Source organism: Stenotrophomonas sp. 278 (genome assembly GCF_003935715.1).
GTDB lineage: Bacteria > Pseudomonadota > Gammaproteobacteria > Xanthomonadales > Xanthomonadaceae > Stenotrophomonas > Stenotrophomonas maltophilia_AH.
In genome coordinates this window covers 1-23,976 of the sequence record NZ_RHPP01000070.1, presented here as the reverse complement: position 1 = coordinate 23,976, position 23,976 = coordinate 1, and the positions used below count along the sequence as shown (strand labels likewise).

Sequence of the window (23,976 nt, the reverse complement as noted above, 5' to 3'; positions counted from 1 at the left end):
GCCACCGGACGTGGTCGCGCGGATCCGCCGCCTGCTGCCCGACGACGCCCAGTTCTGGACCCCGTACGGGGCCACCGAATGCCTGCCGGTCGCGGTGGTCGAAGGCCGTGAACTGGAAAGCACGCGCCAGGCCACCGAGCAGGGGGCCGGCACCTGCGTGGGCCGCGTGGTCGCGCCCAACCAGGTGCGCATCATCGCCATCGACGACGCCGCGCTGCCGCAGTGGTCGCAGGTGCGCGAAGTGGCCACCGGCGTGGTCGGCGAGATCACCGTCGCCGGCCCCACCGCCACCGACAGCTACTTCAATCGCCCGCAGGCCACCGCAGCAGCCAAGATCCTCGAGACGCTCGCCGACGGCAGCACCCGGGTGGTGCACCGCATGGGCGACGTCGGTTACTTCGACGAACAGGGCCGGTTGTGGTTCTGCGGGCGCAAGACCCAGCGGCTGGAAACCGTGCAGGGCCCGCTGTACACCGAGCAGGTGGAACCTGTGTTCAACACGCTCCACGGTATCGCCCGCACTGCACTGGTAGGCGTAGGCGCACCCGGCCAGCAGGTGCCGGTGCTGTGCTACGAACTGAAGCCCGGCACGGCAGATTCGCCCGCGCTGCAGCAGCGCCTGCGCGACCACGCGCTGGCACATCCCGGTACCGCCCGGGTTGAACACTTCCTGCCGCACCCCGGCTTCCCCGTCGACATCCGTCACAACGCCAAGATCGGTCGCGAGAAGCTGACCGTCTGGGCCGCAACCCGCATGGAGCAACACGCATGAAGATTCTGGTCACCGGTGGTGGTGGTTTCCTTGGCCAGGCGCTGTGCCGTGGCCTGGTCGACCGTGGGCACGAGGTACTCAGTTTCAACCGCGGGCACTACGCCGCGCTGGCGGCGCTGGGCGTGGGGCAGATCCGCGGCGACCTCGCCGACGCCGAGGCCGTACGCCACGCGGTGGCCGGGGTGGACGCGGTGTTCCATAACGCGGCCAAAGCCGGTGCCTGGGGCAGCTATGACAGCTACCACCAGGCCAACGTGGTCGGCACCGACAACGTGATCGCGGCCTGCCGCGCCAACGGCGTCGGCCGACTGGTCTACACCTCCACGCCCAGCGTGACCCATCGCGCCACCCATCCGGTGGAGGGGCTTGGCGCGGACGAAGTGCCCTACGGCGAAAACTTCCAGGCCCCGTACGCAGCGACCAAGGCGATTGCCGAGCAGCGTGTGCTTGCCGCCAATGACGCGCAGCTGGTCACCGTGGCGCTGCGCCCCCGCCTGATCTGGGGCCCGGGCGACCAGCAGCTGGTGCCGCGGCTGGCAGAGCGTGCGCGTGCCGGTCGCCTGCGCTTCGTTGGCGACGGTACCAACCTGGTGGACACCACCTACATCGACAACGCCGCCCTGGCCCATTTCCAGGCCTTTGACCACCTCGCCCCGGATGCGGCCTGCGCCGGCAAGGCCTATTTCATTTCCAACGGCGAACCGCTGCCGATGCGTGAGCTGCTCAACAAGCTGCTGGCCGCTTCGGGTGCGCCGCCGGTGGAGAAGTCGATCAGCTTCAAGACCGCCTACCGCATCGGTGCGGTGGCCGAGCGGCTGTGGCCGCTGCTGCGCCTGCCGGGCGAACCGCCGATGACCCGGTTCCTCGCCGAGCAGTTGTGCACGCCGCACTGGTACAGCATGGAGCCGGCGCGACGTGACTTCGGATATGTGCCGCAGGTGAGCATTGACGAGGGACTCACGAGGCTGAAGGCTTCATTGCGCGCTGAGGTTGCCGTCACTCGCTGAACACCCTCGAATCGAGACTATGGCAGCACGCCAATCCGGCACGCACCACGCGAGGATCGACATGCTGCACTACGCCGTAATTTTCTTTGTTATCGCCCTGATTGCGGCGGTGCTCGGTTTCTCCGGCATCGCCGGTGCCGCCAGCAACATTGCCTGGATCCTGTTCGTTGTGTTCCTGATCCTGGCGGTGATCTCGATGTTCCGTAAGCGTACGTAGTACCCGCAGCAACTGCCTTGACGGCAGTGCGGGGGGCACCTCTCTCCTGCCCGCCGCACTGCCGCGGCATGCCACGACGGCCTGGCGTCCCCGCGACGACCAGGCCGTCGCGCTGTCTGGCCTCCGTGCACCCGTCATTGAAGGCCGGCAGGTAGAATGCCCACATGCCCCGCTCCCTGCTTTCCTCCCTCAAGCCCCTGGCCGGCAATGCCCTGCAACTGGCGTTGAACCGCACCGTCGCGCTGGACCCGGATACCCGCCATGCGCTCACCACGCTGGATGGTCGCCATGTCGCGCTGACCCTGGAGTCGCCAGCACTGGCGATGCGCATCGGCGTGGAGGGTGATCGCCTCACCGTTGGCCCGGTCGATCCAGGCCAGGAACCCGACCTGGCCGTGCGTAGCACGCTGGGCGGCGTGCTGGCGCAGTTGCCGCTGATCGCCAATGCCCGGCGGGGCGGCGACGCCCCGGCGGGACGGGTGAAGGTCTCCGGCGACGCCGAGCTGGCGCGCCGCCTGCAACAGCTGGCCAGCCGCTTCGATCCGGACTGGCAGCTGCCCTTCGTACGTGTGTTCGGCGAGATCCTGGGCGTGCAGGTGGCCAACACATTGCGCTCGGCGTTGCAGCATGCGCGCCGTGGCGCGTCCGATCTGGCGCATACCGCCGCCGAATTTGTTACCGAGGAGTCGCGTGACGTGGTACCCCGAGCCGAGCTGGACGCCTTCCATGACGATGTGGACGTGATGCGCGACGACGTGGAGCGCCTGGCCGCGCGCGTCCAGCGCCTGCAACAGGTGCGTGCATGAAGGCGGTGTTCCGGGCCAGCCGCATCGGCCGCGTGATCCTGCGCTACCGCCTTGATGACCTGCTGCAGGGCACGCCGCTGGAGCGCTGGCTGCGCCTGGCCAAACCGTTCGTGCCGCGTGCTTCGGCCGACATCGCCGCGCAGTCGCGCGGCGCGCGTCTGCGCCTGGCGCTGCAGGACCTGGGCCCGATCTTCGTCAAGTTCGGGCAGATCCTGTCCACCCGCCGCGACCTGATTCCGGCCGACGTGGCCAACGAGCTCACCCTGCTGCAGGACCGGGTCAAACCCTTCGACGGTGATACCGCACAACGCATCGTGGAAGCCGCGCTGGGCCGCCCGGTCAGCGAAGCGTTCGCCAGCTTCGACCTGCAGCCGCTGGCGTCGGCGTCGATCGCCCAGGTGCATGCGGCCACCCTGGCCGACGGCCGCCAGGTCGTGGTCAAGGTGCTGCGTCCGGACATCGAAAAGCAGATCGACGCCGACATCGCCCTGCTCAGGTCCGCCGCGGCGCTGGTCGAGCGTACGCACCCGCGCGCCGACAAAATCCGCCCGCGCGAAGTCGTGGCCGAAGTCGAAAACACCCTTTCGGCCGAACTCGACCTGCAGCGCGAAGGGGCCAACGCCAGCGTCCTGCGCCGCTTCTGGCTGGACTCGGACGACCTGTACGTACCTGAGGTGATCTGGAGCCATACCGCCGAGCGCGCGCTGACGCTCGAACGCGTGTGGGGTATTCCGTCGGATGACATCGCCGCGCTCGACAAGGCTGGCATCGACCGAAAGGCGCTGGCCGCCAAGGGCGTGCGCGTGTTCTATACCCAGGTGTTCCGCGACAATTTCTTCCATGCCGACGCCCACGCCGGCAACATCTGGGTCGACACCGATCCGGCCCGCCGCGACAACCCGCGTTTCATCGCGCTGGACTTCGGCATCATGGGCCAGTTGTCAGAGGAAGATCAGTACTACCTGGCCGAAAACTTCATGGCCATCTTCAACAAGGACTACCGGCGCATGGCCGAGCTTCACGTTGAAGCCGGCTGGATGCCCAACAACGTACGCATCGATGAACTGGAAGCGGCTGCCCGTTCGGTGTGCGAACCGTACTTCACCCGCCCGCTGTCGCAGATTTCGCTGGCCGAAGTGCTGATGAAGCTGTTCCGGGTGGCCCAGCGTTACCAGCTCACCCTGCAGCCGCAGTTGATCCTGCTGCAGAAAACCCTGCTCAACATCGAAGGCGTCGGTCGCCAGCTTGATCCCCAGCTGGACATCTGGGCGGTGGCCCGGCCGGTGCTGGAACGCATCCTGCGCGAGCGCTACAGCCCGCGTCGGGTGCTGAAGGAACTGCGCAAGCGCCTGCCGGAAATCATGACCCACACCCCGGACATGCCGCGTCTGGTACACGCCTGGCTGAAGCAGCAGGTGGAGGGTGACCATGAACTGTCGATGCGTTCGGTGGATCTGGTCGCGCTCAACATCAACCTGCAGAAGCTGCAGAAGCGCGCGGTGGCCGCCATTGCCGGCGTCGGCCTGCTGATCGTGTCGGCCGTGCTGTATGGCATGCAGCCGGGTGGCTGGTACTTCGGGGATGCGCCGCTGTTGAGCATCGCCAGCGGTGCGGCAGGGCTGTTCTCGCTGGGTGCCGCGTGGTGGCGGCGCTGAGGGAGTGCCACGGCGCTACGTGAGCGCCGTGGCACTGCGCATTACCAGTGGTAACCCAGGCCCAGCTGCGAGCTGATGCTCTGGAACCGGTCATGGCGGGTTTCATGCCAGGTCTTGCCAATGCCGAGGTTCAACATCAGGTGCTCGCCCAGCGGCTGGCTGCGGCGCAGGAACACGCTGCTGGAGCGGCTGTCGCGCAGCAGCAGCGGGTCCATGTCGGGCGCATAGGCCGAGGTGCCGTTCCCCAGCCAGAGCTGTGTATGGCCGCGCCCCTGCGCGTCCTTCAGCCGCAGTGACAGCGTGTTGCCGTAGCCGCTGCCGCCGGTGGACAGGCGGTGCCGGCTGTGACGATAGCTGGCCGTGAGCCGCGGCAGGTAATACTCCGCGCCGGCGGACCAGCCAGTCACGTAGGTGCCACCGTAGTACTCGGCATAGCGTCCGCCCAGGTTGAACACGGTGTTGCGCACCAGCTTGAGCTTCACATCCTGGGTGAATTCCTGGTTGGCAAACACCGGGTTGTCGTCGGAGAAGGCGGCGCTGGTACGGGTCGACAGGCGCGAGCTCCAGTCATGGTGCAGCGACGCACCCACGCGGGTGCCACTGAACGCAGTTTCGCCGAAGTCCCGCTGCCCGTGGGCAGCGCCCGCCTGCCAGCGGGTGTCGCCCGCGCGTCCGGTGACGTTGATGCCGAAGACATCGCGGTCGCCGCGTCCACTGTCATAGTCAGCATGTTCGACCTGCGAACTGATCGACTCAATGCCGGCGTGGGCGCCCGCGGTGGCGGACAGCATCGTCGCGCACAGCAGTGCGCGGGGGATCTTGTAGTGCATGGGGTGGGTCCTACTCCAGGGATTGAAAACACTGCAGCCGCTGCTCCAGGCGATAGCGCCCGCGCGGCAGATTCTTCTCGATGGTGATGCGCGGCCCGAACTGGCTGCCTGCCGCGACGACGCGACCGGGCAGGATGATCACACCCACGCCCAGCGCCACACGCGCTCCGATCCAGGCACCGAGCTTGTCCAGACCGGTGTCCAGCAGCGCGCCGTTCTGCATGACCTTGACCGTGCCGCCATCCAGCCGGTGGTTGCTGGTACGCACCAGCGCGCCCAGATAGGCACCTTCTTCAACCAGACTGTCGGCGACGAAACACTGCGGGCCGATCGAGACATCGTCGCCCAGTCTGGCGAGCTTGATCTCGGTGGCGAAGCCGATGCGGCAGCGATCGCCAATACGCGTGTGTCCACGGATGAACGCGTTGTTGCCGATCAGGCAGTCGCGTCCAATCTGGACCGGGCCGTGGATGGTCGCGCCGGCACATATGTGCGTTCCGGCACCGATCTCCACGTCGCCGATGATCCGCGCTTCGGGCGACACCGATGCCTCGGGCGAAACATGCCGCGAAAGCGTGCTCAGTGCGTCCGATTGTGCGCGCAGCTCAGTCCACCACATGCGGATACCTGCTGGGCTTGTCGCGGGTCGGTTCGCGGCCGGTGCAGAGGCCCTTGATGCCATGGACGAGCCAGATGGCGTACGCCAGGAGCAGATAGATGACCGAGAACACGGCCGCTGGCACCAGCCAGGCATTGCGGTGGTGAACCGCGCTGATCACGCCCATCAGCGCGACCACCGCCAACCATGCCAGCGGCAGCACACGCGCGGCCAGCTCACCCGGGCTGCTGCTGCCGAGCGCGCTGTGCGAAGCGAGCAGCGCCATCGTGGCCCCGGTGAGTGCCAACACGGCCATCGGCAGGATGCTGAAGAGCCCGAAGCGGGTCAGCAGCAGGCCACGGTGCAGACGCATGCAGGCGGCATAGCCGACGATCCAGCGCCGCCAGCGTCGCCACTCCTCCGCAAAGGTATTGCATTCCTGCGGGTAGACGAAACAGCGGTTGCACTGGCGCAGACGGTAGCCCTGCGAGACCAGCGACCAGGACATGTCGAGGTCCTCGACCTTGGTCCTGTCGGAGAACCCTACTGCACGCAGTACGTCGGTACGGAACATGCCGCAGGAGCCCGAAATGATGAACGGCGCTCCCCCCAGCAGCTGCTGCAGGGTGCGCTTGAGCACGATCATCGGCAGCTTCAGGCTGGCCCGCACATGTGGCAGGAAACCCGCCCCCTCCAGCGCGGAAGAGGGCACGCCGCCGACGGCGTCGGCACCGGCGCGGATCTCCGCGAGCAGATACCCGATGCCGTCGCTGCCGGGATCCACGCGGGTATCGGCATCGGTCAGAAACACCTGCGCGGCGGTCGCATGCTGCAGGCCGTGCATGAGCGCACCGCCCTTGCCGGTATTCTCCTGATGCACCGCGACCAGCCGCTCTGGCCAGCGGGCCTGCATCCGGTCCAGCACTGCCGCGGTGTCGTCGGTGGAACCGTCGTTGACGCAGATCACCCGTGCGAAATAAGGGTTGTCCAGCAGGTCGGTCAACGCGCGCTCAAGGCATGGACCTTCGTTGTAGGCGGGCACGATGGCGTCGACGCAACCGTACTCGCGGCAGGGTGGTGTACGTCTGCGCCACGCGACGTAACCGAGCACGAGCGCGCACAGGGCCAGGAACAGATACTCGTTCATCACAGCACCATCCGGTAAGGCACGAAGCCTTCGCACAGGTCCAGGCCGACCTGCTGGCCACGGAACTGCGCCAGGCAGCGCAGATGCGCTTCGCTCATGTAGTCGCGGTGGCGCTGGCTTTCGTGCGCACGCAACGCCTGCAGCTTCAGCTCAAACTGTCCGGAGATGTCTTCATGGAGGTCGGGCGTGAAGCGCGGCAACGAACTCGGCGTTTCGTAGCACAGCACCTGGCGGACGCGACGAAAGGCAATGATCGAAGCATCATGAACCGCGCGGTGGTCCTGGTGACGGTCATGCGCGGACATGGTGTAGACACGGTCCGGCTGCAGCGCCGTCGTGGTCTGTTCCAGATGATGGACCATGTCGCGGGCCACCTCCTGCAAGCGCGTGTCGGGAAAGTCCAGCTGCACCCAGCTCTGCACGCCGAGCGTGCGCAGGGCGAGCGCGGACTCCTGCGCGCGGTCCACGTCCTCGCAGGCCCCGAAGCGACCCCGGCTCAGAATCACGGCATGAACCGCGGCACCTGCGGCGGCCAGCTTGGCCAGGCTTCCGCCACAGCCGAGTTCGATGTCATCAGGATGTGCGCCAACGGCAAGGACGCGGTGGGGCGTAGTCATGGCACGTGCAGCCCGCCGACGGGCAGGCTTCTGGAGTGGAAGGGGGGCGAAATATGACGGCCGGCCGTCGGAATTGAACTGCAACAAGTACGAAGCGCACTTTCGGACGTATTGACTGTTCATCTTGGGATCGGCCGAAACCCCGCGAATGTGGCGCTGCATCTGGCCTGCGGGGATAATCCTCAGGTGAACAATCCTGAATGCCTCCTCCCCCCGATTCTTCCGCCCCTGCAGTTGCTGCATCTGGACGAGCGCCTCGCCGTGGTCAACAAGCCGGCCGGGCTGATGGTCCATGACAGCAAGCTGGCGCGGGGCGAAGATGATTTCCTCGCCGACCGGCTGCGCGAGCAGCTGGGCAGGCCGATCTTCCTGGTGCACCGGCTCGACCGTGCCACCAGTGGTTGCCTGCTGCTGGCGTTCGACCGCGAGAGCGCCGGCACGCTCGGCAAGGCGCTGATGGGCGGCGATGTGACCAAGGATTACCTGGCGATCTGCCGTGGCTGGCCTGCTGAAGAAGCGTTTACCGTCGACCATGATCTGGACGGTGGTCCCGGCAAGCCGGTCAAGAAACAGGCGATCACCCATTTCCAGCGCGTGGCGCTGGGCGAGATCGCCGTGCCAGTCGGTGAATTTTCGACCTCACGCTATGCGCTGCTGCGCTGCCAGCCGCAGACCGGGCGCTTCCGCCAGATCCGCCGGCATCTCAAGCACCTGTCACATCACCTGATTGGTGACACCAGCCATGGCGATGGCCGGCATAACCGCAGCTTTCGCATGCAGGGCATCCACCGCATGCTGCTGCACGCCGAGCGCCTGCGTTTCCCGCATCCGGACGGCGGCATGATGGATGTCAGCGCGCCGGTGGATGGGGAATTTGGCAAGGCCATGGATCTGTTCGGCTGGCGGTAACGCGTTACTTCTGCGGAGCGGCCGGCGTGGTCTGGGCGTTTTCTTCGTTCACGATCGCCTCCAGGTCCTTCTGCAGGTCCACGAACAGTGGCTGCATTTTGTCCTGGATCGCCACCATCACGTTCTGCATCAGTGCCGGCGTCTTGTCGAGCAGGCTCTGACCGGCCGAGCTCTCATAGAACTCCGCCATCGCCAGCACGTCTTCCTTGCTGAACGTCTTCTTGTACAGATCCACGTACATCGGGCGCAGCTGCTGCCATGACAATGCCTGGCGGATGGTCTGGTTGGTGCGTTGCTCGATGCGCTGCAGCTTCTCGCGCTGGGCCGGCTCCAGCTGCCGCTGCTGGGCGACCTGCTCGAACTGCTGGCGCTGCATGGCTTCAATCTGCGGCAGCATCGTGTCGATCATGCTCTGCGCGCGTGAGGCGGCCAGCAGGCGGTTGATGTCGGCGTCGGTCGGCGGTGCGGCCAGGGCCGGCGCGATCGCGGCCATGCCCAGGGCCAGGGTCAGGGCCAGGCGGATCAGGCCACGGCGGGCCGGAAGGCGGATCAGGGTCATCTCGATGCGTCCTGCAGTATGGAAAGCCCGAGCATACCCGGCCCGCGTGGATGACGCGGTGGAGGACGCGCGCCAGATCGTGACGATAGTCACCCGGTTGTGACCCGTTGCCCGCCCATTCGATACCAATGGCGTACGTTCCGGTCACCAAAGGCGGCGATCCAGCCTTTACAATGCGGCCCATGGGAAATGGGCCTGTCACCATCAATGCGCACCTGACGATTCCGGACTCGGAACTCGTCGAACGCTTCGTGCGCGCCAGTGGAGCCGGCGGCCAGAACGTGAACAAGGTCTCCAGCGCGGTCGAGCTGCGTTTCGACGTAGCCGGTTCGCCTTCGCTGCCCGAGCCGCTGCGCACGCGCCTGCTGGCACGCCGCGACCGCCGCATGACCGGGGAGGGCGTGCTGGTCATCGACGCACAGCGATTCCGTACCCAGGACCGCAACCGGGAAGACGCCCGCGAACGGCTGGCTGCCTTCATCCAGGCCAGCCTCAGCGTGCCCAAGGCGCGCGTGGCCACCAAGCCCTCGCACGGGGCGAAAATGCGTCGCCTGGACGCCAAGAAAGAGCGCTCGCAGATCAAACGCGCGCGCACCACACGCAATTGGGAGTGATTGCTTGAACAACCCACATTCACTGGTTCCGGCTATTCCGCCGAACATGCCGCAGGTCAAACCCAGCCGTTTCTGGCGCTGGGCCGCGCGCTGCGCGCTGCGCCTGGGCGGCTGGAAGATCCAGGGCACCCTGCCGGACGTGCCCAAGCTGGTGATGATTGTCGCCCCGCACTCATCCAACTGGGACGGTTACTGGGGCATGGCGGCCAAGATCGCCATGGGCCTGCAGGTGCGGGTACTTGGCAAGGCCTCTCTGTTCTGGTGGCCGTTAGGGCCGCTGCTGCGCAAGCTGGGCGTGATTCCGCTGGACCGCAGCTCGCCGCAGGGCACCGTGGAACAGGCGGTCCGCCTGATCCGCGAATCCGACAAGATGTGGTACGTGATCACCCCGGAAGGCACCCGCAAGGCGGTGGAACACTGGAAGGCCGGCTTCCTGAAGATCGCCCGCATGGCCGACGTGCCGGTGCTGGCGGCGTACTTCCATTACCCGGAAAAGATCATCGGCCTCGGCCCGGTGTTCCATTCCACCGGCGACGACGTGGCCGACATGGCTACCATCCGCGAGTGGTACCGCCCCTGGCAGGGCAAGAACCGCGGCACCGTCTGAGCCTTCACGCCGGCACCCGGGGCTGGCAAAGCCACATGCCACGTCCGGCACATGCCGGCAACGGGCAATGGGAGTAGGGTGATCGGCTGCAACTTTCTGCAGCCGCACCTCTTCCCAGGAGCCCGTTTCATGTCGCGTACCGTCATTCTGGCCGCCGCCATCAGCTTGGCGCTGGCCGCTTGTTCCGGCAAGGAGTCCACCCCCGTGACCGATGCCCAGACCCCCGCTGCCCAGCAGCCGGCCGATGCCTCCACCAACCCCCTGTTGAGCGCCAGCACGCTGCCGTTCCAGGCTCCGCCATTCGACCGTATCAAAGACAGTGACTACCTGCCGGCCTTCAACGAGGGCATGAAGCAGCACCTGGCCGAAGTGCGCAAGATCGCTGACAACGCCGAGCCGGCCACCTTCGACAACACCATCGAAGCGCTGGAGCGCAGTGGCGAAACCCTGACCCGCGTCTCGCGTGTGTTCTTCGGCATCGTCCAGGCCGACACCAACGATGCCCGCCAGAAGATCCAGGAAGAAGTGGCACCGAAGCTCGCCGAGCACCAGGACGAGATCAACCTCGACCCGAAACTGTTCGCCCGCATCAAGACCATTTACGACCAGCGCGAATCGCTGGGCCTGGACCCGGTGCAGAAGCGCCTGGTCGAACGTGACTACCAGGAGTTCGTGCGCGCCGGTGCGCAGTTGAACGACGCCGACAAGGCCACCCTGCGCAAGCTCAACGTGGAAGAAACCACGCTGGCCACCAAGTTCCACACCCGTCTGGTCGCGGCCACCGCCGCCGCCGCCGTGGTGGTGGACGACAAGGCCAAGCTGGCCGGCCTGAGCGAAGAAGAGATCAACACCGCCGCCGCCGATGCCAAGGCCCGCAACCTGGAAGGCAAGTTCCTGCTGCCGCTGCAGAACACCACCCAGCAGCCGGTGCTCGCCTCGCTGAGCGACCGCGACCAGCGCGCCGCCGTGCTGAAGGCCTCGGAAACCCGCGCCGAGCGTGGCGATGCCAACGACACCCGCGAAACCGTGCAGCGCCTGGCCCAGCTGCGTGCGCAGAAGGCCAAGCTGCTCGGCTTCGACAACTACGCCGCGTACAGCCTGGCTGACCAGATGGCCAAAACCCCGGCCGCCGCGACCAAGCTGCTGACCGACACCGTGCCGGCCGCCACCGCCAAGGCACGCGGCGAAATCGCCGAGATGCAGAAGGTGATCGACGCCCAGAACGGCGGCTTCAAGCTGGCCGCATCGGACTGGGACTTCTACGCCGAACAGGTCCGCAAGGCCCAGTACGACCTCGACGAGTCGCAGATCAAGCCGTACTTCGAGCTCGATAACGTGCTGCAGAACGGCGTTTTCTATGCGGCCACCCAGCTGTACGGCATCACCTTCAAGCCGCGCACCGACATTCCGACCTACCACCCGGACATGAAGGTGTATGAAGTGTTCGACAAGGACGGCACCTCGCTGGCGCTGTTCTATACGGATTACTTCAAGCGCGACAGCAAGTCCGGCGGCGCGTGGATGGACGTGTTCGTCGAGCAGAACGGCCTCACCGGCGACAAGCCGGTGGTGTACAACGTGTGCAACTTCACCAAGCCCGCCGCCGGCCAGCCCGCGCTGCTCAGCTTCGATGACGTGACCACCCTGTTCCATGAGTTCGGCCATGCGCTGCACGGCATGTTCTCGAACGTGAAGTACCCGTCCATTGCCGGCACCAGCACCTCGCGCGACTTCGTCGAGTTCCCGTCGCAGTTCAACGAGCACTGGGCGCTGGACCCGAAGGTGTTCGCCAACTACGCCAAGAACTACAAGACCGGCGAGCCGATGCCGCAGGCGCTGGTGGACAAGATCCTGAAGGCGCGCACCTTCAACCAGGGTTACGCCACCACCGAATACCTGTCGGCTGCGCTGCTCGACCTCGCATGGCATACACAGCCGGCTGACGCGAAGCTGCAGGACGTGGCTCCGTTTGAAGCGGCCGCGCTGAAGAAGTTCAAGGTCGACCTGCCGCAGGTACCGCCGCGCTACCGCACCACCTACTTCGACCACATCTGGGGCGGCGGTTATTCGGCCGGTTACTACGCTTACTTCTGGGCCGAGGTGCTGGACCATGACGCGTTCGAGTGGTTCAAGGAACACGGTGGCCTGACTGCTGAGAACGGCCAGGTGTTCCGCGACAAGATCCTCTCGCGCGGCAACAGCGTGGAGCTGGCCGATCTGTACCGTGAGTTCCGCGGCAAGGATCCGTCGGTGGAACCGCTGCTGGTGAATCGCGGTTTGAAGTGATCCCGTAATGGTTTGACACATGAGCGGCGGGGGAACCCCGCCGTTCGTGTATGTGTCACCTCGACACTCACTCTCGCCTTCTGGTGGTGCTTTGGTAGGGTCGGTCGATAGACGACCGCCGTGAAATGCTCAACACTCGGTAACGCATGACCCAAAACGAAACGCCATAACCCAACCGTCGCGCAAACACCTCACCCCATCCGCGGCCCACGCTCCTGCTGCTGTTGCTGCTCCAAGGCAACCTGCTGCTCTCGCTGCTGGGTGCTCTCCTGCACACGCGCTACGGTTTCCTGCAATGGGGGCGCTTCCTGCGCGACATCCGTAACCGAACGGAATCCCGGCACCGTCCCGGCAATAAAGATGCGGTCCCCAGCCATCATCACCTTGTCGATCCTGGCGACATCGGCAATCCTGGCCTGCTTCGCATCCAACAGCGCCCGCATCACCTGATCGTCGCTGATATGCCCCGGCACATCCTGCCGGATACGGGCGAACATCCCCTGGTCGGCGATTGACAGCGCGCTGATACCGCGTTGCTGTTCGGCCGTGCGCTCCACAACCGGACCCGATTGGGCCAGATGTGGCGACCGTGCATCCGCCCACTCTCTGGAATGGACTTCCAGCGTCATCTTCAGCGCTGCCGTGGAATCCACCCGCACCGCAGCCGCTTCGGAATACGGATTGGACGCTGACAACCCTTCAATCTGACCTTGCTCCGCAATCCGCACACGACTGATCTGCACCCCTTGGCGCTCGCCTTCGGCAAGCAACGCTGCTGCAATCTTCTCGCTATGCGGGCCGGACTTGATCCCTTGCCCCGCTTCCGCATGATGGACCTGCCGCAGGACACGCTGGAACTCGGCGTTACCGGGATGCCGGGTGTCGCTCAGGCGTTCTGGTTGCTTGGCTTCCTGCGGTTCAACAACCGGACCATCCGCCTTGACCGTCGCAGCCTGCTCCGCCAGCTGTTCCGGCGAAGGCACCACCCGCACTGTCTCCAACGTGGTCGGCTCGCGCAGTGGATTCCATCGCTCGTCCAGCACCTTCTGAACATGATCGCGCTGGGCGTCAAAAGCGAGGTCGAGCTCGGCGCGCAGATCGCCCTTGGCATGCTTGTTCCTGAGCCAGCTCTCGGATATCCACTCCCCGCTGTCCTGGCGAGCGTACCTGCGGCCATCCGAGCCCACCACGCGCTCCGGGTGCCGGAGGGCATCGGCGACTGCCTCGGGCAGCTTGCTCTTGCTGTGCCGCTGCCAGTCGTTCTGTTCGTACAGCACTTTGAAATTGGCTGCCAATACAGCAGGGCTACGGGCGGCATTGTCGGCGGTGATAGCGCTCGACTGGGCGTCCAGCTCGGCGGCTCGTTCCGGTGAAGCGTGCTGCGTACGACCAAGCCCTGGCTTGTCAGTGTTGACCTCGCGCTGCCACCCCGTGCCGGCGGCATTGCGCACCCAGTCACCCCCATAGGAACTGTGGGGGTCGTCCTGTCGCGCTGCCAACTTCAGGGGGTTGTTCGGGGTTGCGGCACCCATCGCCAGTTCTGTGGCCTTGGTGACTGCTTTGTAGTTCAGTTCGTCGGCGAGCGCCGGACTGGCCTTGACAGGCTCAACCCCTGGCAAAGGTGGTAGATCGAGGGTCCAACCCTTCTCCGGATGCTTCGGGTCAGCCGTCCAGTCATTTCCGTCGCTGCCCCGGTGGGTGTAGATGCGGTTGCGCTCGACTTCATCGGCAATCTTGTCGCCGGCCACGCCGCCGATTGCAGCGCCCAAGGTTCCCCCACCCAATGCCCCCCAAGGACCGAGGGTTCCGCCAACGCGCGCCCCCACCTGGAAGCCCGCCCAGGCCATGCCAGCGGTGGTGGTGGTACGGGTAATCGACGCCTGGGCGGCAGTCAGATTGCTTTCATTGCGCAGCTGGGTGTAGTCGCGAGTGGCATCGGCGACCTCAAGAGTGGTGGCCACGGCGGCAGTGGTGTTGCCCAATACGCGGACACGGCTGGTCTGCTCGATGGTGGCAGCCCGGGCCTTTTCGGCTGCTTCGATGAACTGCAGCCTTGCAGCGGTCTGCTCAACATCGAGGTTCGGCGGCGCAATCACCACGTCGCTGGGCTTCAGGCCCGCCACGGCTGACCCCAGCGGCTTGACCGCATGAGGCAAGCCATCTGCCTGGACGATGTGATCGGGTGCCAGCAGGGTGTTCACCCCGCCCGGCGTAGAGCGATCCACCTTGCGGTCCATCTGGTAGATCAGCATGTGCTCTTCAGAGCGGTGCACAATATCCAGGCGCGGATCATCTGGCGCGTTCACTTTCTGCGTGAGCGGCGCACCCGGGCGCAGCGCATTACAGTAGTCCACCATCAGGTTGCAGCTGCGTCGCGCGAGCCCATCGCGGATGTAGCCGCCTCCCACATCTGCATGCGCGCCGGCGACCTGAACATTCAGAAAGCGACCGTCTTCAGACAAGCCCGGCGCAATGATCTGGTCATTGCGGAACTTGGCGCGGACCTCGTCCATAGCCGTGATCTGGAAGCCTGACACCACTGAAGGAGCGAGGCGACGGTCGAACTTCTCCGGGAACCCGGTTGCGACCGGATCGAACAACCCAACCGCCTGCGGGGTCAGCCCCGGTGGGGCAATGTGGCGGGTGTAAGTGATCTGGCCATCGGCACCGATGGTTCGACTATCCAGGTCGACGATACCCCGCTCATGTAGAAGGTTGGTGAACCCGGCTGCTTGGCTTGCTCCCCGGCTGAATCCGGTACTGAACACACGTATCTGAGTGTCTGGATCAGCGCGATACCAGTCGTTTGCCTTCTCGGTGAGATCGGCATACATCCGCTCCAATCGCTCTTCGTAGGTATAGCCAAGTGCGCCATCCAGAACACGATTGAACGGATTTCGCTGTGTGCCCGGACCCTCCAGATAGCGGACATGAACTTGAGAATCTGATACAGACAGAGCCTTTATCTGTTCATCGATTCTCGATACGTTCGTAGCGTGCAACGGGTCCTTGGCTGCGTCATTGCCCGTGCCGTCGAATGCAGCGACATAGAGTCGAGCATGAGGATCTGTCGAATCAACGAGCTGCGGTACCTTGAGGCGTGCAAGGGAGTCGCTGGCGTCCTGATACGTACGGAGCTGCGCGTCGCTTGCTGAATAGAACGCAACATCGTCATCTACTGGCTTTACATCGGACAAGTCCTTGTTGTTCAACCTTGCACTCCTTGCCCGCTAATCAGTAGGTATTCGACCAGACTGGAATGAGATCACGACGGTGACAGCTCCGGGGGTTGTCAGGAATCTGAGGGAGCTTGGTGGTTATATGTGCACGCATGTACACGATGATGGTGCGGTCATTGACCTCCATGACGATATCCACGCTCAATGGATCGATACCCCAAGCCGCCAACCACCCCTCAGGAATGTGCTCTCTGGGAACGCGATGCCGCACCAATCGGTCGTTGAACAGTTCGCCGATATCGATGAGTGCGTGATGCTCAACCCCGTCCAGCGAGACCCATTCGGCCGCGACGGGCGGCCCAAATTCAACTCCGCCGTCATGACCGGCGGACCACGAGTCTCTCCAGTCCTCGCTGGGGGATGCGCCTGACGGTGTGTCCACGTACAAACGTGTAAAGCAATAGTTGTTGTAGACAACACTACACCGCAGCGTGTTGTAGCACCGAACGCCAAAGTCATAGTGGCGGAACTTCAGGGGCCACGGGTCGGAAGGACGCTTGGGCGATGTGAGGCCAAACATGGTCAGAAGACCTCTTTCCTTGATGGATGCTCCCACAATGCTACTGCTGTGCAGATGGGTTCGCTATCAGAAATGTCCCAAAATGTGAGAGGAAGAATCGATGCGAAGGGGGGTGGGGGATACGGGAGCGGCCAGCATTCGAGTCAGACCGCACGCGCGATCAGCAATCTCTTCGCCGGATCCAGATCTCTGGCGCAGAACTCCACACAAGAAGACCGGTCAGTACGTACGCGTCCAGGAGAGAACCAGATCAGCGCGCCCGCTACTTCCTGGGTTTCCAGGAATCTGCGGCTCTCTGGTGAACACCAACGCCTTCATATAGATGCTCACTGTCCGATCATTAACTTCCATGAGGATATCGACCGGGACAGGGTTGACCGACTTCGCGGCGAGCCAACTTTCGGCGACGTCTTGCCTGGGAACGTTATGCCTGACGAGTCGATCCGCGAAGATATCTGAAAGGTCAACTTGTGTATGGTGCTCGACGCCATCTGACGACACCCAGTCAATCTTCACCGGGCCCGGGAACTCGTCACCAATGATGTTGGTCCCGCTCCATCGGGATCTGTAATCCTCGACGGGGGGGGCTGAAGGTTCCTCGACCTTGGACGAGAACTGAAAACGGTCATAGATCACGCTGCAGCGCAGCGTGTTGTAACAGTACGCGTCAAAATTGTGCCGTTTGAACTTGAGCGGCCATGGGTCGGAGTGGCTTGGAGATGATTTCAGTCCGAACATGGTCGATAGTCCTCGTATCCTTGATACAAGCGCCCTTCATGCTACTGCCGGAGGGACGCGCTCGCTATCAGAATTCTCCTAACGCACGATGGATAAGTAAAATCAGCGCCATCGGAGGGAGACGGGCTCGGCCCGTCTCTACGCAGGTTGCTAGGTTCAGCAGCGGACCGGGTCTAGCGGCGGCCAAACTTCGGGCTGGCCCAGCCTTCGCGCCGCGCTCGATCCACTTCATCCTCCTCGCCATAAGCAGGTGGCTCGGTCGGGGGCTTGGTGGCCTTGTTGGTCGCAATGGCCGCTTTGTTGACCGTATTGCTCCACACGGTCAGATCCACCACGTGCGGATCCTTCTCGTAGGCGATCAGGCGATCCACCAGCAGCCGTACCAGATCCGGTGAATGGCACTTCCTACGCTTGGCAATGCCCTTCAACCGGCACCGCATTTCGTCTTCCATCCTGAACTTGAACCATTTGGGATTCTTCATCAGCGCCTCCGAAGCTGGGGCGGTATGTGGCTGTACGGCAGCACTTCGGTGTAGCGCACGGTGCGTTCCAGTACCTTCGGAACATGCAGGGCCACCGGGCCATGCGGACCGATCACGCGGTAAAGCAGGAAGCCTTCGCCGTACTCGGTGCGGATGCGTGTGCCGGAACCCATGCCGACTTCCCCGAGCCAGTGGCCGCGTGACATGAGGAACGGTGTAGTGGGATCGTCGTAGATGTCCCAGGGGATGCCGTGGCCGGCGCTGGGTGCGACGTTGTCGTGGTGGTGGTCTTCGGGTTGTACGGATGATTCGACTGCCGGGGTGATTACCCTTCGCTTATGCATCAGATGCCCTCAACTGGGTGTGTCCCTCGCCGGGGTGGCGAGGGAGAGGTCGGGAGGTCAAAAGCCGCACACAGAGAGGCGGAGGGCGTATTCCCCAGAGGAGGGTGTTGTATTAGCCACCCTCCCGACCATGGGCAAACGAACTCTATCTCTGTGTAGGAGCTTTTGTTCTCCGTCCGCGCACCATGCCGATCTGGAGATCGCAATGAAACAGGCAAAAACGACGTATTTCGACAAATCTCGCAGTCAATACATATCGATGACGCATGCGCCCTGATTTGATGAGAACTGCGTTCCAGAATAGACAGAATGAATCGACATCCGACGCGGAGGGGCGCGCGCATTGTCACGGCATGCAACGCCGTTCGTGATGGCGAAGGTGTCATGTGCGTCAGTTTGCGCGAAACGCAGCCCGCGACCACGCATCTGAAGGCCCGCCGGGCGCGAGCCCGGCGAACAGCGCAATCGTCCTGTGCACGTAGCAGTTCGTAGGTACCACGCCATGCGTGGTACCCGCGCGAAGCGCGGCACAAACATCCGAAGCCCGCATCCACCGCGTCGCGAATCACCGACCAACGTTTAGAGGTAGCCGAAGACGCGCATCAAACATTCATGACCACCGAACGAAGCGCGGACGGGCATGGCCCGTCCCTACGCGGTGCTCCCATCACGTCCCCACCCGACACCCCACCTCGCTGCACCCCAGGTGATCCAGCGCGATCTCCAGCGCATGCATGTAACTCTGCGCGCAATACCCGTGTGCCACCCCGATCCGTGCACCCACGCCCTCAGGAAGGCACGCCTCAGGCGCACCGCAATCATCGTCATGCACCTCCACATACGCGTTATGCAGATGCGGCAACAACCGCTGCAACCGCACACTCCCCACACACGCACCCGGATCCAGCAGCGTCACCTCACCACGGCTGTGATCAGCCACGCGCAACGCATCCAACAACTCCTGCTCAGATCCGCAGGCTCGAATCGCCACCGTGGTGCCGGCATCAATCGCCCGATGCACCAGCGCCTTCAAGACCGGCCCCGGCAACGGCTGCGCGGTACGGATCAACTGGCCGGCAGCTTCCGGCCCACGAATGATGAAAATGGACATGACTTAAACTCCCACGGCAGCGGAAAGCAGACGACGCTCAGCAATCGCCAGCGACAACCGGCAGGCGTCATCGCGCCCGCTGCTGCAGACCACGCTGGCCACCGGGCCATGCTGCGGATGAAGGTGTGCGTCCAACCCGTCGTCATCATTGGCGGCCATTTCGATGTACGGCATCGGCAGTGCGTCCAGGGCGGCACACAGCGCCTGGCCGTGCTCCGCCCATTGTGTGGGCTCCACGTGCGCCGCCTCGATCAGCACGCAATCCGGGCGACTTTCCCGTGCCTGGTCCAGGCAGGCCAGCAGTGCCGGCAACGTGGCGCAGTCCCGGAAGACGACCGCATGCCCGGCCAACTGGGCGGGCATCAGGTCCGGCGCGCCCTGCGGCGATGCCTGCCGGATCAACAGGATGGTCATGGAACACCTCGAAAATGCGCCGGTTGGCGCGGTGTCGCCACGATGCGCGTGCTCCCCATAAAGCTGCCATGCCCAGATGTCGGACAGGGCGTAAACAACGCGTAGATTCGGCCCGCGGGTGATACCCGCTTCAGCTGTGGTTGAATGGAACTTGTGCCCCCTCGACCGGGTCACACCCCTACCTACCTGCAAGGAGTGCTCCATGACTGCCGCAACTGCCGAAACCGAACCCAAGGGCCTGGTCCACTGGCTGAAGAAGGAAGCCATGCCCATGGCGGTGATGCTCGGCCTGTTGCTGGCCGCGCGCGACACCCTGGCCAACCACTACCAGGTGCCCAGTGGCTCGATGGAGCCGACCCTGATGCCGGGTGATCGCGTGGTGGTGGACATGCGGGCTTACGGCGTGCGCCTGCCGTTCACCAATAAAGAGCTGCTTCACACCGGCGAGCCGCAGCGCGGTGACGTGGCGGTGTTCAATTCGCCGTTGGATGGCACCCGGCTCATCAAGAGGGTGGCTGCCGTGGGCGGGGATCGGGTGACGCTGCGTGACGGGCATCTGAGCATCAATGGGCAGCCGCTGCGGCGTGAGGACAACGGTGCGCTGGAGGACTTCGGGGCGCGTCAGGTCAGTCTGAATCTCGATCAGGGCGGTGGCCCGGATATCGATGGCATCACCATTCCGGCCGGCAAAGTGCTGATGCTGGGGGACTACCGGGGCAACAGTGCCGATGGGCGGTACTTCGGGTTGGTGAATGCCAGTGAGGTGTATGGCAAGGGCGCGTGGGTGTATTACCGGCGCGGGGATGGGTTTACGTGGAAGTCGTTGTAACTGCGAAGAGCAGCCGGGCAAGCCCGGCTCTACGAGATCCCGTGCGTTCCGGGTAGCGCCGGCCGTTGGCCGGCCCACGCATACCCGGCACCAACCTGTATCCATACACAGAACGTCTCAATCAAGACAAATGAGGTTATGGATCGACCCATAGCCCCGGCCTATCCTGAGCGCTGACCCCACGTACCGGCCCACCCCCACGGGCCCTGACGCCATGAACGGTGATACCGCCGCGCTGCCGGCCGAACGCAGCGCCCCCGCTGCCTCCCCCGCCGCGGACCATATCCAGCAGGGCACCCCTGCCTTCCGCCGTACCGCCGTCGCGCTGTTCCTGGCCGGCTTCTCCACCTTCGGCCTGCTCTACACCGTGCAGCCACTGCTGCCGGAGTTCACCCGCCACTTCGGCGTCTCCGCCGCCAACAGCGCACTGGCGCTGTCGCTGAGCACCGGCCTGCTGGCGGTATCGATGCTGATTGCCGGGCTCATCTCCGACCGGGTCGGCCGCCGCAACGTGATGATCACCGCGCTGCTCGCCTCCACCGTGCTTTCCGCCGCGAGCGCGCTGGTCAACGACTGGACCACACTGCTGATGCTGCGCGCGCTGCTCGGCATCGCGCTCAGTGGCGTTCCCGCCGTGGCGATGACCTACCTGGTCGAGGAAATGGACAGCCGCGCGCTCGGCCTGGCGATGGGCCTGTATATCGGCGGCAACGCGGTGGGTGGCATGAGCGGTCGCCTCATCGCGGGCGTGGTCGCCGACCATTGGGGCTGGCGTTGGGGCATCGGCGGCGTCTCGATCATTGCCGTCTTCAGCACCGCGCTGCTGTGGATGCAGCTGCCGCCCTCGCGCCACTTCCAGAGTCGCCGCAGCGGCCTGCGCGAACTACCCGCACGCTGGCGCACGCTGTTCGCCGACCCCGGGCTGCCGTGGCTGTTCGCTACCGCGTTCCTGCTGATGGGCGTGTTCGTCACCTTGTACAACTATCTCGGCTACCACCTGCTGGCTCCGCCGTACCAGTTGAGCCAGACCGTGGTCGGGCTGATCTTCAGCGTGTACCTGGTCGGTACCTTCAGCTCGGCCTGGATGGGCCAGCAGGCCACGCGGCATGGGCGTGGCAAGGTGCTGGCGATCTGCTACGCGTTGATCGCCACCGGCATCGTGCTGCTGGCACTGCCGTGGCTGGGCTGCATGGCGGCCGGCATCGCGCTGGTCACCTTCGGCTTCTTCGGTGGCCACTCGGTCGCCAGCAGCTGGGTTGGCAGCCGTGCCGGCATCCTGCGCGCGGAGGCCTCGGCGCTGTACCTGTTCGCCTATTACCTCGGATCCAGCGTGGCCGGCGCACTCGGTGGCGTGTTCTACACCCTGTGGGACTGGTGGGGCGTGTGCGGTTTCACTGCCGTCATGACCCTGGGCGGAGCCAGCATCGCCTGGCAGCTGCGCCGGCGCACCCGCCCGCAGCCGGAGCTCGCGCTCAGCCGTTGATGCCCACCTGCAGCAGGCGGGTGAAATGGGTGATCAGTGGAGACGGGCTGCCGCGCCGGCAGGCCACATGCACTTCCGAACTGGCGGCGCGGTCGCTGAGCGGCACGAAGCGCGCGCCTTCCACGTGGATATGGCTGCACGACGCTGGCAGCACGGTCACACCCAGTCCGGACGCGGCCAGACTGATCAGCGTGGAGGCTTCGCCCGCCTCCTGGATGATGCGCGGGGTGAAGCCGGCGCTGCGGCATAGTGCGATGAAATGATCGTGGATGCCCGCACCGACTTCACGCAGAAAGCCCACGAACGGTTCGTGCGCGAACTGTCGCAGGGCAATCGGCGTTCCCTCCGGCACCCCGCGCAGCAGCGGGTGCTGGTCATTCACCACCAGCGCCAGTGGATCGCTGAACAGCTTGCGTGACATCAACGTGGTCGGCAGCGTCCGTTTGCGGATCAGCCCCACGTCCAGCTCGTTGGCCACCAGTGCATCAATCTGCTGCAGGGTGTTCATCTCGCGCAGTTTCAACAGCACCTGCGGAAACTGCTGGCGATAGGCGAAGATCGCGCGCGGAATCTGCGTGGAAAGTGGTGTGGCACGGGTCAGGCCGATGCGCAGCTCGCCGGTCTCGCCGCGCTGCGCGCGCTGGGTCAACTCAATGGCCTGGTCAACGCGCGCCAGTGCTTCGGTCGCCTGCGCCTGCAGTACGCGCCCAGCTTCGGTCAGTTCCACCCGGCGGTTGCTGCGCACGAACAGGCGCGCGCCCAGCAGCGTTTCCAGTTGCCGGATCTGCTGGCTCAGTGGCGGCTGGGACATGCCCAGCCGTTCGGCGGCGCGGCCGAAGTGCAGGGTGTCGGCCACGGCCAGGAAGTAGCGCAGGTGGCGCAGTTCAATCGACATGAGCGCCTTCAGCGTTCGGAGTGTCCGCTTTCATCATAGCTGCGCGGACTGAACAGGTCCGGCTGGATCAGCTCGATGAAGGCACGCGCCTGCGGCGACAGGAAGCGGCCGCGACGCACGATCACCCCGTAGCTGCGCTCGGGGAACCAGGCGCTCATCGAGCGTGTCACCAGACGGTCGCGGTCGGCTTCGTTCAAACACAGTGCCGGCACGATCGAAATGCCCATGCCCATCGCCACGTACTGCTTGATCACCTCCCAGCCACCCACCTCCAGCGCCACCGTGTAGGGCATGCGCTGGCGCTGGAACACCTGGTCGACCAGCCGGTAGGTGATCTGGCGCTTCGGCGGCAGCACCAGCGGGTAGGCCGAGATCGCCTCCACGGTCAGCTCGGGCAGCTGCGCCAGCGGGTGGTCGGGCGGGGCGATCAGCACCTGCTCGAAGCGGTAGGCCGGGGCATAGGTCAGGTCCGCCGGCACTTCGGTCATCGAGCCCACCGCCAGGTCGGCGGCGTCGCTGCGCAGCAGGTCGGTGCCGTCGGCGCTGATGGCGTTGTGCAGGGTCAGGCGCACATCGGGGTGGCGCTGTCGGAAACGCTCGACGATGCGCGGCAGCAGATACAGGATGGTGGAACTGTTGGCGGCAATGTTGAGTTCGCCGGCGTCCAGCCCCTTCACCTTGTCGCGGAAGCTGGCCTCCAGCCCGTCCAGGCTTTCGACCAGTGGTTGGGCCATTTCGAACAGCAGCTGGCCCTCGCGGCTGGGCACCAGACGGCGGCCGCTACGCTCGAACAGCACCACGCCCAGCTCGCGTTCCAGCGCCTGCAGCTGCTGGCTCACCGCCGGCTGGCTGACGAACAGCGCCTCAGCTGCCCGTGAGACTGAGCCCAGCCGCACCACCTGGCAGAACGCACGCAGCGGTTTAAGCCGATCGGATTTGTAGGAAAAACGGGGACTTGCAGAGCGCGATGTAGGCATGGCGTCACGACTATAAGTTGAACTTATCCAACGCATTGCAATAACTGTTTTGTCAAATACCACACTCCGGCGCACGGTGGAGTCCACCCCGCACCGCAGGAGTTGGACATGTCCGCTGTCGCCGCTTTCGCCACGCCCCAGCCCACCCCGGCCGATGCACCGGCCACCCCGGGCATTGCCCTGACCACCCAGCTGGCCGGTCAGTCGGCCCTGCTGCCGGCGGGGGTACTGGCGCTGCTGGTGTCGCTGCATCGCGCGGTGGAACCGGAACGCCAGCGCCGCCTGCAGGCCCGTCGCGAGCGCCAGGCGCGTTTCGACGC

General features: G+C 64.8%; 24 protein-coding genes and 2 pseudogenes. 12 read left to right on the top strand and 14 right to left on the bottom strand.

Annotation, left to right across the window (positions count from 1 at the left end; genetic code table 11):
* From EGJ34_RS12730 to ubiB, 5 genes are all read left to right on the top strand, one after another.
* Nucleotides 1–772: AMP-binding protein (locus tag EGJ34_RS12730; RefSeq protein ID WP_148100497.1), on the top strand; the 772-nt coding region annotated here is incomplete at its 5' end.
* Nucleotides 769–1,779, top strand: a complete 1,011-nt coding sequence (oleD, locus tag EGJ34_RS12725; RefSeq protein ID WP_125360843.1) for a 2-alkyl-3-oxoalkanoate reductase — start codon at nucleotides 769–771, stop codon at nucleotides 1,777–1,779. The genes EGJ34_RS12730 and oleD, both read left to right, overlap by 4 nt.
* A 61-nt stretch (nucleotides 1,780–1,840) precedes the next feature.
* A complete protein-coding gene (locus tag EGJ34_RS12720; RefSeq protein ID WP_125360844.1) occupies nucleotides 1,841–1,996 on the top strand; it encodes a DUF1328 domain-containing protein in 156 nt (51 codons plus the stop codon).
* A gap of 164 nt (nucleotides 1,997–2,160) precedes the next feature.
* Nucleotides 2,161–2,802, top strand: a complete 642-nt coding sequence (locus EGJ34_RS12715) for an SCP2 sterol-binding domain-containing protein (protein ID WP_125360842.1) — start codon at nucleotides 2,161–2,163, stop codon at nucleotides 2,800–2,802.
* Entirely contained in the window at nucleotides 2,799–4,457 is a 1,659-nt protein-coding gene (ubiB, locus tag EGJ34_RS12710) for a ubiquinone biosynthesis regulatory protein kinase UbiB (protein ID WP_125360841.1), read from the top strand. The genes EGJ34_RS12715 and ubiB overlap by 4 nt, the downstream gene beginning before the upstream one ends.
* Before the next feature lie 41 nt (nucleotides 4,458–4,498).
* On the opposite strand, the gene EGJ34_RS12705 is transcribed toward ubiB, so the two are convergent.
* The 4 genes from EGJ34_RS12705 to EGJ34_RS12690 are packed head-to-tail and all read right to left on the bottom strand — an operon-like array spanning nucleotide 4,499 to nucleotide 7,649.
* Nucleotides 4,499–5,287: a YaiO family outer membrane beta-barrel protein gene (locus EGJ34_RS12705; RefSeq protein WP_125360840.1), complete on the bottom strand. Its 789-nt coding sequence runs from the start codon at nucleotides 5,285–5,287 to the stop codon at nucleotides 4,499–4,501.
* A 10-nt stretch (nucleotides 5,288–5,297) separates the two neighbouring features.
* Nucleotides 5,298–5,906: an acetyltransferase gene (locus EGJ34_RS12700; RefSeq protein WP_125360839.1), complete on the bottom strand. Its 609-nt coding sequence runs from the start codon at nucleotides 5,904–5,906 to the stop codon at nucleotides 5,298–5,300.
* Entirely contained in the window at nucleotides 5,893–7,032 is a 1,140-nt protein-coding gene (locus EGJ34_RS12695; RefSeq protein ID WP_125360838.1) for a glycosyltransferase family 2 protein, read from the bottom strand. Before EGJ34_RS12695 ends, EGJ34_RS12700 begins: the two co-directional genes overlap by 14 nt.
* Complete coding sequence (locus EGJ34_RS12690; protein ID WP_125360837.1) at nucleotides 7,032–7,649, bottom strand: PIG-L deacetylase family protein; 618 nt, start codon at nucleotides 7,647–7,649, stop codon at nucleotides 7,032–7,034. Before EGJ34_RS12690 ends, EGJ34_RS12695 begins: the two co-directional genes overlap by 1 nt.
* 228 nt (nucleotides 7,650–7,877) lie before the next feature.
* On the opposite strand from EGJ34_RS12690, the pseudogene EGJ34_RS12685 reads away from it, so the two are divergent.
* A pseudogene (locus EGJ34_RS12685) lies at nucleotides 7,878–8,558 on the top strand (pseudouridine synthase); the annotation flags it as partial.
* A gap of 4 nt (nucleotides 8,559–8,562) precedes the next feature.
* On the opposite strand, the gene EGJ34_RS12680 reads toward EGJ34_RS12685, so the two are convergent.
* Nucleotides 8,563–9,117 (bottom strand): DUF2059 domain-containing protein, encoded by a 555-nt coding sequence (locus EGJ34_RS12680; protein WP_125360835.1) that lies wholly within the window; start codon nucleotides 9,115–9,117, stop codon nucleotides 8,563–8,565.
* A 182-nt stretch (nucleotides 9,118–9,299) separates the two neighbouring features.
* Between EGJ34_RS12680 and arfB the strand changes: the two genes are divergently transcribed.
* From arfB to dcp, 3 genes are all read left to right on the top strand, one after another.
* Nucleotides 9,300–9,731, top strand: coding sequence for an alternative ribosome rescue aminoacyl-tRNA hydrolase ArfB (arfB, locus tag EGJ34_RS12675; RefSeq protein WP_125360834.1), 432 nt, complete (start codon nucleotides 9,300–9,302; stop codon nucleotides 9,729–9,731).
* 46 nt (nucleotides 9,732–9,777) lie between these two features.
* Complete coding sequence (locus EGJ34_RS12670; RefSeq protein ID WP_185750164.1) at nucleotides 9,778–10,338, top strand: lysophospholipid acyltransferase family protein; 561 nt, start codon at nucleotides 9,778–9,780, stop codon at nucleotides 10,336–10,338.
* Nucleotides 10,339–10,467: 129 nt separating this feature from the next.
* Nucleotides 10,468–12,624, top strand: a complete 2,157-nt coding sequence (gene dcp / locus EGJ34_RS12665; RefSeq protein ID WP_125360832.1) for a peptidyl-dipeptidase Dcp — start codon at nucleotides 10,468–10,470, stop codon at nucleotides 12,622–12,624.
* A gap of 191 nt (nucleotides 12,625–12,815) precedes the next feature.
* Here the strand turns inward: dcp and EGJ34_RS12660 are convergent, their stop codons facing one another.
* The 7 genes from EGJ34_RS12660 to EGJ34_RS12630 all read right to left on the bottom strand — a co-directional run bounded on the left by EGJ34_RS12660 (nucleotide 12,816) and on the right by EGJ34_RS12630 (nucleotide 19,472).
* Complete coding sequence (locus EGJ34_RS12660) at nucleotides 12,816–15,836, bottom strand: DUF2235 domain-containing protein (protein ID WP_125360831.1); 3,021 nt, start codon at nucleotides 15,834–15,836, stop codon at nucleotides 12,816–12,818.
* A gap of 22 nt (nucleotides 15,837–15,858) precedes the next feature.
* Nucleotides 15,859–16,419: a hypothetical protein gene (locus EGJ34_RS12655; RefSeq protein WP_125360830.1), complete on the bottom strand. Its 561-nt coding sequence runs from the start codon at nucleotides 16,417–16,419 to the stop codon at nucleotides 15,859–15,861.
* Nucleotides 16,420–16,602: 183 nt separating this feature from the next.
* Nucleotides 16,603–17,121 (bottom strand): hypothetical protein, encoded by a 519-nt coding sequence (locus EGJ34_RS12650; protein WP_125360829.1) that lies wholly within the window; start codon nucleotides 17,119–17,121, stop codon nucleotides 16,603–16,605.
* Nucleotides 17,122–17,294: 173 nt separating this feature from the next.
* On the bottom strand, nucleotides 17,295–17,603 hold the full coding sequence (locus EGJ34_RS12645) for a hypothetical protein (protein ID WP_125360828.1): 309 nt from the start codon (nucleotides 17,601–17,603) through the stop codon (nucleotides 17,295–17,297).
* Nucleotides 17,603–17,947, bottom strand: a complete 345-nt coding sequence (locus EGJ34_RS12640; protein ID WP_125360827.1) for a hypothetical protein — start codon at nucleotides 17,945–17,947, stop codon at nucleotides 17,603–17,605. Before EGJ34_RS12640 ends, EGJ34_RS12645 begins: the two co-directional genes overlap by 1 nt.
* A 667-nt stretch (nucleotides 17,948–18,614) precedes the next feature.
* Nucleotides 18,615–19,058, bottom strand: coding sequence for a 3-dehydroquinate dehydratase (locus tag EGJ34_RS12635; protein WP_125360826.1), 444 nt, complete (start codon nucleotides 19,056–19,058; stop codon nucleotides 18,615–18,617).
* A 3-nt stretch (nucleotides 19,059–19,061) separates the two neighbouring features.
* Nucleotides 19,062–19,472: a hypothetical protein gene (locus EGJ34_RS12630; protein ID WP_125360825.1), complete on the bottom strand. Its 411-nt coding sequence runs from the start codon at nucleotides 19,470–19,472 to the stop codon at nucleotides 19,062–19,064.
* A gap of 202 nt (nucleotides 19,473–19,674) precedes the next feature.
* Between EGJ34_RS12630 and lepB the strand changes: the two genes are divergently transcribed.
* Nucleotides 19,675–20,301, top strand: a complete 627-nt coding sequence (lepB, locus tag EGJ34_RS12625) for a signal peptidase I (protein ID WP_125360824.1) — start codon at nucleotides 19,675–19,677, stop codon at nucleotides 20,299–20,301.
* Between the two features lie 214 nt (nucleotides 20,302–20,515).
* Entirely contained in the window at nucleotides 20,516–21,784 is a 1,269-nt protein-coding gene (locus EGJ34_RS12620) for an MFS transporter (RefSeq protein ID WP_125360823.1), read from the top strand.
* On the opposite strand, the gene EGJ34_RS12615 is transcribed toward EGJ34_RS12620, so the two are convergent.
* Together EGJ34_RS12615 and EGJ34_RS12610 are read right to left on the bottom strand one after the other, a co-directional pair.
* Nucleotides 21,774–22,679: a LysR substrate-binding domain-containing protein gene (locus tag EGJ34_RS12615; RefSeq protein ID WP_125360822.1), complete on the bottom strand. Its 906-nt coding sequence runs from the start codon at nucleotides 22,677–22,679 to the stop codon at nucleotides 21,774–21,776. The two genes, EGJ34_RS12620 and EGJ34_RS12615, sit on opposite strands and share 11 nt — an antisense overlap.
* Before the next feature lie 8 nt (nucleotides 22,680–22,687).
* Complete coding sequence (locus EGJ34_RS12610) at nucleotides 22,688–23,656, bottom strand: LysR substrate-binding domain-containing protein (RefSeq protein WP_125360821.1); 969 nt, start codon at nucleotides 23,654–23,656, stop codon at nucleotides 22,688–22,690.
* Nucleotides 23,657–23,764: 108 nt separating this feature from the next.
* On the opposite strand from EGJ34_RS12610, the pseudogene EGJ34_RS12605 reads away from it, so the two are divergent.
* Nucleotides 23,765–23,976: pseudogene (locus EGJ34_RS12605) on the top strand (malate synthase A); the annotation flags it as partial.